Genomic DNA, 14,466 nt, shown 5'->3' on the forward strand with positions numbered 1-14,466 from the left:
CCTTTGGGCTGAAAACTAAGGTGTGTCTTAAACGGAGCGGTTACCCCGATTGTGCCCGGTATGCTTGTGAATGTCTTCCCGGTAACGACTTGGCGTCGTTCCCTCACTTTTCTTGAACAATCGATTAAAGTAACTGGGTTGATAGCCTACCTGTTCCGCAATTTCACTGATCTTGACGTCTGTCGATCCAAGCAGCTCTTTGGCCCGGTGGAGCCTTACCTCAGTCAGATAGTCCACAAAGTTCTGCCCAAATGCCTGCTTGAATGCCCGGCTTAATGTGTAGGAATGAATTCCGTGAAGATCTGCCAATTCATCCAGCGATAACGCTTCTGCATACTGCTGCTCCGCATGCTCCTTCATCTGATGAACAGCCATCTGTATCTGCTTCTCTTCCTTGCCTGTGAATTCCTCTACGCATACGTGCACAATACGTTCTCTGAACCACAGGAACAGTTCATCCAGATCATGCAGTTGCAGCACCTCTTCATACATCCCTACACCAAACAGTTCAACGGGATCTTCCCCTAATTGCAAAAGGGTATGTTGTATGCGTGCCAGCAGTTGGAATAAAGCCTGACGAACATGCTTCTCCGGCGCTTCAGATCGGGCATACGTGCCTATAAATATGCTGAACTGTTCCAGAGCAGTGTCCTGTTCACCACTCCGTAATGCCGAGATGATGGCCTGCTCCAGCTCAAGCAGATAAGCTCCATGTTCATTCACATCCTGCTCTGCCTCCTCATTCATATCAATGATGGCCACATTGGAAGAGAACTGTCTTTTCCTCAATACAGCCCTCGATTCTCTGACCAGCTGTGGGATATGGGAAGCATCTGATGTGAGTTTGCTGATCGAGACTGTCATGCGAACGTTCCATTCCGACTGCACGGATTCCAGCCAATGCTGGGCCATACGAGATAATTCTTGCCTGAATCCAGGTGTCTCTGGCTGGACCTCTGGAGGGACAGCGAGCAACAGCGCAATGGACATGTCATGGTAATTGATTGTTTCGGCACGGTAAGGAAGTTCCTCCAACTGCCTGTTCAGAATATCGGTTGCGGCAAAACTGATCCACTCCTGAGACTCGCTCCGATTTCGCTCCTTAGCCCCATATAGAAGAACTGCACTCGGACGAATATGAGCAAAAAGGATGATGAACTGTTCATCCCGAAGAACCCATCCTAGCTGTGCAAGGCGTTCCTTCCATTCATGGTCGGATGACAGTAACAGATGACCTAGAGTAAGCTGAACCAGCAAGCTTTCCCGAGCGAGTGGAAGTTGCTCTTCCAACCGTTGCTGCAACGATTCTCTCTCCTGATTAACGCCAATCCAGCGCTGTTCAATATGTTTGATTTCATCCAGTTGTACAGACCCATTCGAGCGGACAGAAGCCGCAGACAACACTTTAGGAGTGGATGACACTTCTGGCGCTATAGCGTCGACCGATGCTCCAGCCAGGGTAAACATTTGCAGTAATCTCGTAAACGGTTTATAGAGCTGGAGCGAACCGACCCACGACAGGATCAGAGCTAGTATTAATCCTGATCCGTTGACGAGAAGGACGATTCGGGGTACAGACACAATCGGAGCTACAATTTCATTGAGGGGAACCGCAGACACATAAGTCCAATCGGTACCCAATCTGCGGAAGGTGCCCGATTGAACCGAGTAGGTCAATCCCTCATATTCCATCAGGAATGAAGACAGATTCCCTTTCAGGTTCAACATATGTTCACGGACAGCATGCTGTAATCCACCAAGTTCTTGCGCTTGTGGAAGCATGGGCTTGCCCTGCTCATCCAGCAAAAAAGTCGTCCCTCCATTATACGGAGACAAGGTCTGAAGCATGTTGCTCAATTGTTTGTTATCCAGCGTGACTGTTAGTGCCCCCAGACCATCGTCGCTTCCACCCGGAAGTCGATTCACCATCATCATGGATGTGCCCTCCATGGAGCGTGACCAATATGTTGTCTGGGGCTGATGAGTCAACCGTTCATACTTCTCGATCTCCCCAGCGTCTTTGATAAAATCATATCGTTCAGAATCCATCTTCACGGCCCGGGGTTCCCCCAGATACAATTGAACTTTGCCGATCAATGTATTGGAATTCTGAATCATCAGCAGCAATCGGTACAGTTCATGCACCTGTTTATACTTGAATACAAAATCGAGCTCTTTCAGACGGTTATCGAAAACCGGATCGAAGGCCCACTGCGAGAAGGTCAATTCAAGCGCATCCAATTGATCGCCAACCCACACGGTACGTTGTTCAAACTGATGCAGATGGGTTTGCTGCAAAATCTTTTCCATTTTGACGGTAACCCAGCCATACAGCAACACCCCTGTAATGACTCCCGGAATGCAGGCGATAAACAGCATCATCATCAGGCTACGCCTGAAATAACGCCCTTTGGGTAATGGGTCTGCTGTGCGCTTGAATATCATCTGTATGGCCCTCCTTTCCGGGAATACCAGCCTGAATGCAGATTTACCCTTTGACCGAGCCGATCAGGGCTCCTTTGGCAAAATGCTTTTGTATAAACGGATACACTACCAGCACTGGCAAAATGGCTACAATGATCGCGGCCATCTTCAACATTTCTGTCGGCGGTGTCTCCACCTGCTGTCCAGGCGCAACCAGATCAATGTTGGATGCATTCAGCAGCATATTTTGCAGTAATACTTGAATGGGCCATTTCGCAGAATCGTTCAGATATAACAGTGCCGCGAAGAATTGATTCCAGTACCCTACAGCGAAAAACAATCCAAAGGCAGCAAGCGCAGGCATCGATAAGGGCAACACAATCATGTACCAGGTTCGGATGGCACTACAGCCATCAATGGATGCCGCTTCGCTGATCTCTGCGGGCAGGCTGTCGAAGAAATTTTTCATCAGCAACACCGTCCAGCCATTGGCAAGCGCAGGCAGGATCAGTGCCCAGATATTATTGATCAGCCCCAGTTCCCGTACCAGCAGGTAATTTGGAATGATGCCCGGGCTAAACAAGATGGTTAGTACAATCAGGAACATCAGTATTTTTCTGAATTGGAATCGCTTCTGGGACAGCGCATAAGCCAGAGAGGATGATACAGCCAGGCTGCACACCGTGCCGACGGTTGCCAGAAATGCACTGTTTCCCAGTGAGCGTGCAAAGGCAGGCGTGGATAACAAATACGTATAGGCTTCAACAGACCAGCGTTCCGGGAAGAGTACGATTTTCTTTTGCAAATACTCTCCGGGGTCCGTGAATGAAACGACGAAAACATAATATAGCGGGAAAAACATAACCACAGCCAATAGTCCAAGCGTAACCACATTCAGGAACTGTCCAATCCGCTCACTCCATTTCATGCGATGCATTCGAAACCTCCTCTCCATTGATTAATGGCTGGCCGGGTATGGGTAGGTACCGTAATGAACTAGTAGACGCCTTCCTGACCCATGCGCTTAACCACACGATTTGCGACAACGACCAGCACCAGGCCAATTACGGATTTGAACAGTCCAACCGCTGTACTGTAGCTGAAATCGCCCTGCTCGATCCCTGTGCGGTACACATAGGTGTCGAACACTTCGGCCACTTCAGATACAGCACCGTTGTACATAAGGAAGATTTGCTCAAACCCCACCTCCATGATGTCTCCGAGTCTTAAAATCAAAAGCACGATGATGACACTGCGGATGGCAGGCAACGTAATATGCCAGATCTGACGCAATCGTCCCGCTCCATCCATTCGTGCCGCCTCATACAGCTGAGTATCCACACTCGCCATGGCAGCCAGGAACACAATCGTGCCCCAACCAGCTTCCTTCCACATCGCTTGCAAAGTGACCATGATCCAGAAGCTGTCCGGGTTCGTCAATATATCCACGCGGGGCCAACCCCATAAAGCGAATAACTCATTAATCAGTCCCGTTCCTTTGGCGAACAGTAGCAGTGTTAACCCGGCAATGATCACCCAGGAGAGGAAATGCGGCATGTAAATAATCGTTTGAATCAGTCTCTTATACGCCACACTTCGCAGTTCATTAAGTCCCAGGGAGATCAGGATTGGAAAAGGAAAGAACAAAATCAGATTAAGCAGGCTGATCGCCAGCGTATTTCGGAACAACAAGGCGAAGTCCGGATTATCAAAGAGTGCTGTAAAGTGTTGCAAGCCCACCCACTCACTGCCCTGAATCCCCCGAAAGGGCGAGTAATCCTGAAACGCAATAATGATGCCCCACATCGGGATGTATTTGAAAACGAGGAAGAACAATATGCCTGGCAGTGCAAGCACATATAACGACCGGTCACGCCGAAGTGCAGACAGCAAGTTTAACCCTTTCTTTTTGGTTGAAGTCTGCTTCCCCTTAACCGTACTCATTCGTTGCTCATGGGTGCTCATGGTGTGCAGCTCCTTCCCTCAGATCACTGTCCATTTCTTTTCTTGTAGGCTTCGGTCATCTCATCACTCATGGCCTGGAAATTCGGATCATTCCGCAAGGTTTCCACAAAGGCATCCCAAGCTTCAATTGGCTCCCGGCCCAGAATAATCTTTGCTTTCAGATCCTGGATCTTCTTGTTAAGTTCAGGCAGCACTTTCTGCCCGGTCTCCGATTGAAGGCCGGCGGCCAGATCCGCCACGCTCGTTTTGTCTCGCTCTGCCTCCACTTTTTTGAACAGTTCATTGGCCTGTGTCTCTTCGTCTGTTTCACCCGTGGTATCCCAAGGCAGGTCGATGACGTTAACGATATGATTGAAATCCGACGCGTTATCCGCCGTCAACTTTTCACTACTTGCTACCTTTTTGCCATCGACCACTTCATAATGCGTACCTTCAATTCCGAACTGCTGGATTTCAAATACTTCCGGATTCATCCAGGTATCGACGAGTTGGAGAATTCGTTTCATCTTCTCTTCCGGCACACTGGCAGGGATCGCCAGAATACCGTTGTATCCCGAACCCTTCGGATTATATCCATTCAGATTGGTCAAAGGATAGAAATCTGTATATTTAAAAGAAGGATCGACCTTCTTCAGGTCATCGGCATAGATTTTGCGCATCGTGCCTGTCTTGTCTACGATAATACCCGCCTGATTGCGCTTGAACAGTTCTCTGGCCTGCGTCAGCTTGAGCGAAAGCAGATCTTCCGGCATCATGCCGCTGCTATAGGCTTTGGTTAGATATTGAAGGGATTCTTTCACCTCAGGCAACAGCTCCCTGTAGACCAGCTTCCCCTGAGACTCATCCCATTTCCAACTGCTATTGGTGCCGATAAAAGAACTCTCAATGGCACCCAGAACGGGGCCTAGATTACCTCCCCAACCGAGATCATCAGGACTGATATAAGCGGCAAGTGCGGTAGTATCTTTGGTTCCGTTACCATCGGGGTCCTGCTCCACAAAAGCCTCCATCACGTTGAACAACTCATCCGTGGTCTCTGGCACCTGCAAATTCAATCGGTCAAGCCAATCCTTGCGGATGATAAAAAAAGAATCTCCAGTGACCGGGCGAGGCCGCGGGATCCCATAATTGTTGCCATCTGCTGCCTTGGTTGTATCCCAAGCAATATCGGGAATGCCTCCGCTGAGGTTCGAATAGTCCTTGATATAAGGGGTGATATCCCAGAAAGCACCTTGTTTGACCATCTTGGTGAAGGTACTTCCAAATGGATCATTAATCATGATGAGATCAGGTATATCCCCGGAAGCCAGGGTCAGATTGAGCTTGTCACCGTAGATATTGTTGGAGACCCATTGGATATTCATTTTGGAGTTAGTCGCTTCTTCAATGGCGCGTTTGATTACATTATCATCAGCAGCAGGGACGGCACTCGGCGTGATGGTCATAATGCTGACTTCCAACGGATCGTCGGCATTGCCGCTGTTGCCACTTACCTGTCCTTCTTCTTTATTTCCGCATGCACTAAGCACCACGGACATGACCATGACAACCGATATGATCCAGGCTAGATTACGGGTGTTGCGTCTCCCCACTTTTTGCATAGGCTTTCCCATCCTCCTTAGTCTCTTAAACCTATAGTCTTAATCGGATTAACGATTAAAAAAGGGGCTTTGACAGGACTTTGAAGAAGATTCTTCTTGACCGGTCAAAGCTTTCACTCACTATAACGAACACCCGTATTTCCTGCAATTGCACTTTTTTGCACCTGTTAGAAACGTTAGAAAATGCGCCCTAAACGCCTTCGCTTCAACGATAAGGTCTGATAATGCGCTCGTCCCACACTTGTACTTCAATATATCGTTCGGTATCCAGATTCGTTAGTCATAGTGTACATCATGCCAACATTTATGGAAATATCTGTAGCGAAATATTACCCGTAGATAAAGTTACACTTGAGCACTTCAATTGCTCGGGGGAATTTACTATTATTAAGGAAATATTACCCAATAAGTGGTAGACTAATAAAAAGTATTTATCTTCAGCGGGCTTAAAGGGAGGTTGTATTATGTTTGGTGTTAACGTGAAAAAAATAGGAGATCAACTGGTCATCCGTTGGCAGTTTTCCAAAATTGAAATTCCTATCGCACATATCACATCGGTCACCCTGGATGATACGTACGGTGGCAGCGAACCATCCGCCATTCGGATCGGTCCAGTCAATGGCACAAGCGAAAGGATTCTGATCCGCACGGTTAATCAATCGTATATTTTATTCACTTCCAGCGTGACTTTACATACCAATATCCAAGCTATGTTGCACCCGTCAAACTAGATTGTTGTTCAACTTCTCATGTTTCAGGGATGAGGCGTTCCATTGACATATGTGCGCTACCAACAAATGAAGCGTTAATATTCGCATGAATTCTTACAGCGAATACTAACGCTTCATTGATTCCAATTCAAGTTGGAAGCGAGATGCTTATAGCCAACTCCACTTCGGTAACTGATCGAGCGTAATAACCTCTGCGCTATGGTACACTTCCTTCAAAAATGCCACATCATTATGTGTCCCGTCTCTCAGGAATCCACCTGTCCAGGTACAGAACCAACTCCAGTGTACATCCTGCTCCTTCATCAACTTAGGGTCCGGGATGGAGCCGTTCTCGGCGAGTGCAATGATTTTGCTATCCTTCACAAGCTCACTCAGGTTGGTGTAACGCGCAGCCAACGGGCTGTGATCTCCTGCTTCAGGGTATACATCCACACTGACAATATCCACGACATCATCACCGGGATACCATTCCGGTTTTTCCGAGTTCCAGACCCAGATAAGATTGTGCAGCTGATGTTCTTGAACCAATCGATCATACAACAAACGATATAACTGTTTGGCAGGTTCAGGACCTTTCGCTCCCCACCAGAACCAGCCACCCTCCGCTTCATGAAGTGGTCGGAATAATACAGGTACACCCGCATCCTTCAACTCTTGCAAGTGGGCTGCAATCGCATCGATATCCCGAATCAATAACCGATATGCTTCCGATTCAGTATCAGCTAGCGCGGAGGCAATATCATAGGTTGTCGCATCCGTATAGAACCCCCGCCACCACTCTTTACCTGGTTCATCGATCAGATCCGTTGGTGCGTTCCAGTGCCAGCATAGCGTCACGATCCCGCCTTGTTTGTGCCAGTCTATCGCATCCCGAATCTCCTGGGAGACCGCACCACGCTCTGTTCTTGATGGCGAATATTCCATGAGATCAAAGCCAATCACAGCTGGCTTCTGGCCTGTATTTTCATTAATCCAGTTCAGATTGCTGTAGTCCTGCTGACCTGACAACATCCCTTTTCCATAACGCTCAACCAGAAACGTCATTAGTTCTCTCGCTTCAGGTGTCGCTGCTTCATTCACCGGAACACTGCTGATCTCACGCACTGTCATCTCTACACCTCCAATTGGATTTACCATGTTAACCCACTACACCAGAACGTTCAATACTCTCCACAAAATAACGCTGCACGAATAAGTACAAAATAATCAGCGGTGCAATCGCCAGTAAAATGCCTGTGTCCACGATCATGGCCACGTAATTCGGATCAGCCTTGATACCCGAGTTCGAGCCAAAGCCCATCAGTTGCGGAATTAATTGGTTCGCCTGAGCAGGCAAGGAAGCCACCTTCAGCGAGATCAGTGGACTTTCACTCATGAATAATGCCGAATAGAATGTATCATTGTACTGCCAGACAAATGAAAACAGAATAACCGTAATCAACGGTGAGATTGCATTGGGCAACATGATTCGGGCAAACGTTTTGAATCCGCCTGCGCCGTCAATCAGAGCAGCCTCCTCGATTTCCTTCGGCATTCCCTTGAAGAACTGACGGAAAATATAGATGAACAATCCCGCCTTCAGCCCTCCCGCTGTAGCGGCCGTAATCATAGAAGGCCAATACGTATTCAGCAGATTGATGCCATTCTTTCCCGTGAACAACTGGATGATGCCCATAAAGTCAAAGCTGCGGAAATGCAGATACATCGGCACCATAAGTGTGCTTGTCGGTACCAGAATCGTGAGAATCACCAGCACAAAGAGCACATTGCTACCCGGAAATGAAAACCGGGCGAAGCCGTAGCCGGCAAGCGCACAGGACATGGCTGTCAGAAGCGTTGTAATCGTAACGAACAATAACGTGTTCGCGAGCAAAGGCAGATAATCCATCACTTGCGCCGCAAGCCGGATATTATCCAATGTAACGTGCTGAGGAATCATATAGATCGTTGGATTATAGATATCCTGCTTATCCTTGAACGCAACTGACACTTTGAGAAATAAAGGGTACAAAATAATAAATGAAATGCCGATGACCAAAGCATATCTGAATATGGAATAGAGAAGGTCCGATGTTTTGTTTCGCACCCGATGCATGTGATAATTCTGCTTCGGAACTACCACCATGCGATCTGTCCCTGATGCAGCCATAATCTGAAGCCTCCCTTAATGTTAACCGTCAGTTGTAGTGAACTCTCCGTGACAATACCCAGCCCACTACGATCAGTACAAGACCAATCACAAGTGTGTACAGCCAGGACATCGCCGAGCTTAAACCAAAGTTCTGGGTTTTGAATGCAGTTTGGTAGATAGCCTGTGTGACCGGACTCCCGGCAAATGAATCAATGATCGTATAGATGACATTTGTCAGAATCAACGGACTAACCATGGGAAATGTAATTTTCCAGAATGATTCATAGGCTGTTGCCCCTTCGATCTTCGCAACCTCATACATCGATCCCGGCACCGATTGCAGAGCGGCGAGGAAGATCAGAATCTGAACGCCAGAGCTGCTAATGATCTCATAGATCCGCATGATGGCTTCTACAATGTAATCCACATAGGCCATCGGCAATCCCACATCCGCCAGCATCCGTACAATGGACACCACATTGAACGAAGCCCCGCCATCAGCAGACGCATCGACCGCACTTGCATCTCCCATCAGATTGATTAATCCCGCAGACTCAGCTGCTGCAACTGCACTGGAAGCCAGAATAACCGGTAAAAAGAAGATTGCACGTGCCATCGTTCTGCCTCTGAACTTCTGGTTGAGCAATGTCGCCGTAAACAGACTGAAGAACAAAATCATCGGCACATTCAGCAGCATCGCTCCAACGGAGTCGACCAGAATCCGGTTGAATGTAGCGTCAACCAGAAGTGCATCCTTGAAATTTTTAAAACCAACGTATTCCAGGACGTATCCGCCCGGAGCAACAGACAGATTACTCAGACTGAATCGAATTGATTGCAGGAGCGGTGTGGCAAAGAGGAAGATGAAGCCGACCAACCACGGCGATATAAATGCAAGTCCAAGCAAAGCTCTCCGTGACTTCAGCGATAATCGAATGGTTCTCATCGGCTCACTCCTTCCACCACATAATCCGTCCCGCCAACTGTTGTTCCATCCACGGTAACTGCATCCGCATTGTAATTCACAAGGATAGATGTACCGCCAGTATAGATGATCCGGACAACGCCATCCTGAATGCGTTCATGCTTGAGAATCTGCTCGTTCGCCAGATTTCCCAGCACTTCATTGGCCTGCTTATACAAGGCAACGGCTTCATCCACCCAATAGCTGTACTCCGTTGCGTAGGCCGAATCATAATTCGTAAGTTTCAGCCGGGAAGATGGTTCATATGTCCATTGAAAATACGGAGCTGCCCCCAGCTCCAGGCTACGCAGCAATTGTTTGCGGAGATCCTGATCCCCCGATGTGTTCATCGGAGATGCCGCATAGTTCATGTATCCATGAATGACCATCGCATAAAACGGAACTTCTTCATCGGTAATATTGAACCGACTCGACCCTGCGGGAACATTCACAACATGTTGTGCACTACCCCAAGCGTAGCTATTTGCGGCAGATATCATCAGGTTCGGATAAGACTGTGCCAATTTTCCCAGCTGCTCCTTCACAATGTGCTTCGCCGTCTCCCGATGAATCACCCGACTATCCCGGTAATCTGAAGTCAGGGCCTGCCCGAGATCACGAAGGGATAATCCGCCGAGGTCCAGTTGATTGAATTTGTCAGCAAACTCACTCACTACATAAGGAAGCTTGGCCGCTGAGAGCAAATAATAGCTGTCCCTACTCTGATCCATGCGATTAAGCGCAGGATTGTATGGATACAGTTCTGCTGTCTCCTTCGTTACAAACCGCGCCGCATCCGAGGAAGGAGCAAAACGCATATCATCGTGATAAATGTGCTGGAAAGCCACATCCGGGAACAAAGCTCCCCCCGACTGCTCCAGCTTGGCGGACAACGCCTGAAGTTCGGAACGACTGCCTACTTCACTGTCCAACTTCACCTGGGTTGGCGTATGATGGCTGATGCCACCGCCGAACCATCCCTGATAACGCATTTGTACGCGGTTCACACCTTCTTGCTGTAACTTCGCCGCCATTTCGGTGGCCTGTTCGTACGTCGTCATGGCTAAAGTGGTCCGATAAGGCACGCTTAGGAACGAAGCCTTTTTGTCCACTGCACCAAGTACATCCACATAGAACGGCAACTCCATCTGTTCTCCGAGCGGCTTCAATACATCCTGCTCTATCAACTGTTGCTGATATAGGCGGGCCATCCCCGAGTAACTGGCATCTTCTCCATGAAGGAAATGATAGCGGACCTGAATATCTCCACGGAAAGGCTCATCGCTAAGCAGCTGAATCTCCTGCATTTTCTGCGAGGTGTACATCTCCAGCTCATCCTCACCCCGCAGGGAGAAGGTCGCATGCACGTGGTTGTAACTGTTCTGCCTGCCTCCAATATCTGCGGAGATACTGGCGATGCCGTCTCCTTTTTCAATGACTGCAAACCAGGCATTCTCCCCGTTTTTCAGACCAAACACAGGCATATACGCGGATTCACTAACCTGAGGACGACTGAGCGAATTATCATTTGGGTCTGCGCCGTATACGCGCTGTACATACTGTTCTTCCTGGGTTTTCCCATTGTTCAGGTGGATCAGGCTGCCGGAACCATCAGGAACGAGCATGTAGCCCTCTCCTTTCGTATCCGCAGCACCAAAATAAGCGAGCAAATCAATATTCCGAATGCGGTATTGCCCACTTTCCTCTATCTGGCTCAGAGGCACGGTCACAACAAGTGCTCCCTGCTCCAGTCGGTATTCCACTGAAATGACAAAGCTGGGCTTATCGGATACGCCCCCGCCTTCAACCCCGTTCTCCTGATTGTCAAAAGCGAGATCGTCCGCCGTATACCCCGCCGTCTCAAAAGCACCCAGCATCTTGTTCAACACAAGCTGCTTCGAGATCTGTCCATCGAGCCGTTCCAAAATATCTGGATTATTCTTGGTTGGATAATAACGGGCAGACGTGTATCTTGCGACAGTAGCGTCCAGCTTGGAAAGAACCTTCTCCTCCAGTCGCTGCTTGCTAATCAGTTTCGGAAGGGCATCAATACCAAGTGATGTATCACCAAGTGTATAGTTAACCCGAATCCCTTGATCGATCTGACCCACTGTGAATTGTTTGTTGCTTATACTCGAACTGAAATTTGGAAAGTTCTCCAGTGTGCCCATTGAATCTCGGAAAGACACGTTCAACTGGGAGGACAGCACTTCTTTTTCATATGCAGAAGCAAGACCATCCTCAGCCCGTTCTTTCGGATTGCTGTACCAAACCTCTCCACTTTTCGCGTCACGTACTGCAATTTCCGTTGTCTCCTCGTTATAGTACAGGGCCAATCCCTGATCCTCTGCGACCAGCTGCATACCAGGTACACCCTGCGAAGAGTCGCTAAGGAACTGCAACGGGTCCTCCGTGACGGGCATGGCTGTGGTTGTCGTATCCAGATAAGCTGCGGCTTCTACGGCAGGAATCCCCCTGTTGTTTATATACAGCAGCCCGGCTGCAATCATGATTACAGCTGCACCACCAGCCAGCACCGTATATAATCGTTGCCTTTTGTTCACGGATGCCGCCTCCTTTAGGTCCGAAAAATCAACTCGCGGTAAATGTTATAACCGAATTCGTACAGCTGTTGCAGCATGCTGAAGACCAGTGCGCCAAGGAATACAATAATGCCCATCACAATGAGTGTCAGCACCATCGTAATGATCGTTCTAATCACCGTGTACTGGTGCACCGTCATCATGCCAATGAACAGAAGCAGTACAAACCAGAAAAAAGCGACGCTATTAAACAGATAATAAAAAGCAGTCTCCTCCTGCACCATGAACCGGCTGATCACGATCATTGGGGCATAGATCAGAATAACCGGAATGAGCGAGTAACCTGTCGCCAGAACGATTTCCCTGAACTTGCCTTCTCCTTCCATTAAGGTCGTTACAGCCCAGTTGGCCATGCACCATAGAAAGAATGGCACTGCAACCGTGGCGATCTCGATGATGCTGTTAATCGTACGAGGATCGATGTAATTAACGAGAAATCCTGCGTACTGCTTTTGCAGAATCATCATAACAATGGTAAGCGCCAATGCTGCAAAAGCAACAAGCAGCCGTCCCCGGTTATCCGATTTGAGGTCCCAGAATGCATCAATGGGGTGAAAAATGAGATGCAGTGGAAACTTAATGAAATCCTGCTTCACGATCAACCTGCCTCCTCCGTCTCCATTTAACCGCCACCCGGGTCAGGATCAGAATGACAATCAGCGCTATTACAGCGGTCAGGAATGTACCGAAATGTTCCTTCATCATCTCCCGCCGATGCCGCTTAAACGCGACAGAATAACTCTTGCGATCCATTCCAAGTTCGAAGTAACCTAGCGCTTCCTCGTTTTTCTTCTCCATTAATAAGGACTTGCCGATACCGATATAAGCGATGTCATAGTTGGCATTCAGCTTCAGCACTTCTCTCCATATATTTACGGCCTCCGTGTCCTCGCCCCGATAGTGGAGTGCCACCGCTTCATTCACACGGGCACCAAAACGGGTTGGCTCATAGACAACAAGGTTGTTCTTGCCCCGATCCAGAACCAAGTGGTGCTCACCCGATTGTTCAATCGCGACAGGTGTTTTGAGCGTGCCCACCTGATTTCCTTTGCCACCATATATGTAGAGCAGATGACCTTCATCGTCGTACGTGAACACCCGGTTTTGTGTCGCATCCAATACACTGTACATGCCGTTACCCAGCACTTTCACATCAATCAGTTTGGAGGGACCCGGATTGTTGCGGAACCGGATATCGCCTTTGACGTCATAATAACCAAACCGCTTCAGTACATCTTCGCCGGACGGGTTAAGCCGCTTGATCGGTTCATTCGAGCCGGGATCAATATTCGTCGCATACACGAATCCTTTGTGGTCAATATCCGTATTGGAGAACTCCGTTGGGACAAATAGGACCATCTGTGCGCGCTGGGCTTTGGTGGACAACATGCGCCAGATATATTCGCCGTAGTCCCGCTCCACTTTGTTGGTACCGACGTATCCGATAAATTTCCCACTCTCGTCAAACTGCATAATCCCTTCGTAGACCCCCTGCGCCACAACATACACTCGGCCTACATGGTCCACCGTCAGTTTCAAAGGCTGGAACTGGAATTGGGTCGATAGGATATCCGACTCAGGCTTCGTGATGGTTTGTATCAGCATCCCCTCTCCATCAAGGACAACCACACGACTGTTTCCCGTATCGGCGACATATATGCGTTCTTCTTCATCTACAAACAATCCACCTGGAAGGTTAAAGGTCTCCTTGCTACCATCCATCATGAATCCATCGATTACGCGCAGCAGCTTAAAGTCTGGTTCCAATACGATGATTCGATTGTTGCCGCTATCCAAAATATAGATCAAACCGGAGGGTGAAACGTTCACATCACCGGGGTCTTTGAACTCACTAATGCCGAGGTCACGGCCTGATAGAGTACGCTCGGGCAGATAGGCATCTGGTGAAGGTACAGCCTCTTTCCAGTAGTTGTAGTTATAACTCTCATACGGCGCCGGGGAGGCCGCCGCAGGCACGGCATTCACCAGCAGCAGAGATACTGCCGCCAGGAGAACAAGCCATCTTTTCACTGTGCGTGCCATATCG

The 14,466-nt window shown here is 48.6% G+C and carries 11 protein-coding genes; 1 reads left to right on the forward strand and 10 read right to left on the reverse strand.

Features of this window, described 5'->3' with window-relative positions; translation table 11 throughout:
• Nucleotides 1-27 precede the first annotated feature (27 nt).
• The 4 genes from MHI14_RS22580 to MHI14_RS22595 are packed head-to-tail and all read right to left on the reverse strand — an operon-like array spanning nt 28 to nt 5,990.
• On the reverse strand, nt 28-2,445 hold the full coding sequence (locus MHI14_RS22580) for an AraC family transcriptional regulator (protein ID WP_341131234.1): 2,418 nt from the start codon (nt 2,443-2,445) through the stop codon (nt 28-30).
• A 43-nt stretch (nt 2,446-2,488) separates the two neighbouring features.
• Nucleotides 2,489-3,361, reverse strand: coding sequence for a carbohydrate ABC transporter permease (locus MHI14_RS22585; protein ID WP_445670350.1), 873 nt, complete (start codon nt 3,359-3,361; stop codon nt 2,489-2,491).
• Between the two features lie 59 nt (nt 3,362-3,420).
• A complete protein-coding gene (locus MHI14_RS22590; RefSeq protein WP_211081351.1) occupies nt 3,421-4,368 on the reverse strand; it encodes an ABC transporter permease in 948 nt (315 codons plus the stop codon).
• A gap of 44 nt (nt 4,369-4,412) precedes the next feature.
• On the reverse strand, nt 4,413-5,990 hold the full coding sequence (locus tag MHI14_RS22595; protein ID WP_341131235.1) for an extracellular solute-binding protein: 1,578 nt from the start codon (nt 5,988-5,990) through the stop codon (nt 4,413-4,415).
• 464 nt (nt 5,991-6,454) lie between these two features.
• Between MHI14_RS22595 and MHI14_RS22600 the strand changes: the two genes are divergently transcribed.
• Nucleotides 6,455-6,721: a SunI/YnzG family protein gene (locus tag MHI14_RS22600; RefSeq protein WP_341131236.1), complete on the forward strand. Its 267-nt coding sequence runs from the start codon at nt 6,455-6,457 to the stop codon at nt 6,719-6,721.
• A 147-nt stretch (nt 6,722-6,868) separates the two neighbouring features.
• On the opposite strand, the gene MHI14_RS22605 is transcribed toward MHI14_RS22600, so the two are convergent.
• The 6 genes from MHI14_RS22605 to MHI14_RS22630 are packed head-to-tail and all read right to left on the reverse strand — an operon-like array spanning nt 6,869 to nt 14,462.
• Entirely contained in the window at nt 6,869-7,831 is a 963-nt protein-coding gene (locus MHI14_RS22605) for a glycosyl hydrolase (RefSeq protein ID WP_339309000.1), read from the reverse strand.
• A 28-nt stretch (nt 7,832-7,859) separates the two neighbouring features.
• On the reverse strand, nt 7,860-8,870 hold the full coding sequence (locus MHI14_RS22610) for a carbohydrate ABC transporter permease (protein ID WP_341131237.1): 1,011 nt from the start codon (nt 8,868-8,870) through the stop codon (nt 7,860-7,862).
• A 28-nt stretch (nt 8,871-8,898) separates the two neighbouring features.
• Nucleotides 8,899-9,798: a carbohydrate ABC transporter permease gene (locus MHI14_RS22615; RefSeq protein WP_076327086.1), complete on the reverse strand. Its 900-nt coding sequence runs from the start codon at nt 9,796-9,798 to the stop codon at nt 8,899-8,901.
• Complete coding sequence (locus tag MHI14_RS22620) at nt 9,795-12,380, reverse strand: DUF5696 domain-containing protein (RefSeq protein ID WP_341131238.1); 2,586 nt, start codon at nt 12,378-12,380, stop codon at nt 9,795-9,797. The genes MHI14_RS22615 and MHI14_RS22620 overlap by 4 nt, the downstream gene beginning before the upstream one ends.
• Before the next feature lie 14 nt (nt 12,381-12,394).
• The gene (locus tag MHI14_RS22625; protein WP_341131239.1) at nt 12,395-13,015 is read right to left on the reverse strand and encodes a YIP1 family protein; all 621 of its coding nucleotides are present in this window, start codon (nt 13,013-13,015) and stop codon (nt 12,395-12,397) included.
• The gene (locus MHI14_RS22630; protein WP_341131240.1) at nt 12,996-14,462 is read right to left on the reverse strand and encodes an NHL repeat-containing protein; all 1,467 of its coding nucleotides are present in this window, start codon (nt 14,460-14,462) and stop codon (nt 12,996-12,998) included. The genes MHI14_RS22625 and MHI14_RS22630 overlap by 20 nt, the downstream gene beginning before the upstream one ends.
• Nucleotides 14,463-14,466 lie beyond the last annotated feature (4 nt).

Origin of the sequence: Paenibacillus sp. FSL K6-2393, from assembly GCF_038002545.1 — a bacterium.
GTDB lineage: Bacteria > Bacillota > Bacilli > Paenibacillales > Paenibacillaceae > Paenibacillus.

What these genes read in the sequence shown, in the direction of transcription:
- MHI14_RS22615 (WP_076327086.1), bottom strand. Translation starts at nt 9,798, where the DNA reads ATGAGAACCATTCGATTATCGCTGAAGTCACGGAGAGCTTTGCTTGGA.
- MHI14_RS22590 (WP_211081351.1), bottom strand. Translation starts at nt 4,368, where the DNA reads ATGAGTACGGTTAAGGGGAAGCAGACTTCAACCAAAAAGAAAGGGTTA.
- MHI14_RS22605 (WP_339309000.1), bottom strand. Translation starts at nt 7,831, where the DNA reads ATGACAGTGCGTGAGATCAGCAGTGTTCCGGTGAATGAAGCAGCGACA.
- MHI14_RS22585 (WP_445670350.1), bottom strand. Translation starts at nt 3,361, where the DNA reads ATGCATCGCATGAAATGGAGTGAGCGGATTGGACAGTTCCTGAATGTG.
- MHI14_RS22630 (WP_341131240.1), bottom strand. Translation starts at nt 14,462, where the DNA reads ATGGCACGCACAGTGAAAAGATGGCTTGTTCTCCTGGCGGCAGTATCT.
- MHI14_RS22580 (WP_341131234.1), bottom strand. Translation starts at nt 2,445, where the DNA reads ATGATATTCAAGCGCACAGCAGACCCATTACCCAAAGGGCGTTATTTC.
- MHI14_RS22595 (WP_341131235.1), bottom strand. Translation starts at nt 5,990, where the DNA reads ATGCAAAAAGTGGGGAGACGCAACACCCGTAATCTAGCCTGGATCATA.
- MHI14_RS22610 (WP_341131237.1), bottom strand. Translation starts at nt 8,870, where the DNA reads ATGGCTGCATCAGGGACAGATCGCATGGTGGTAGTTCCGAAGCAGAAT.
- MHI14_RS22600 (WP_341131236.1), top strand. Translation starts at nt 6,455, where the DNA reads ATGTTTGGTGTTAACGTGAAAAAAATAGGAGATCAACTGGTCATCCGT.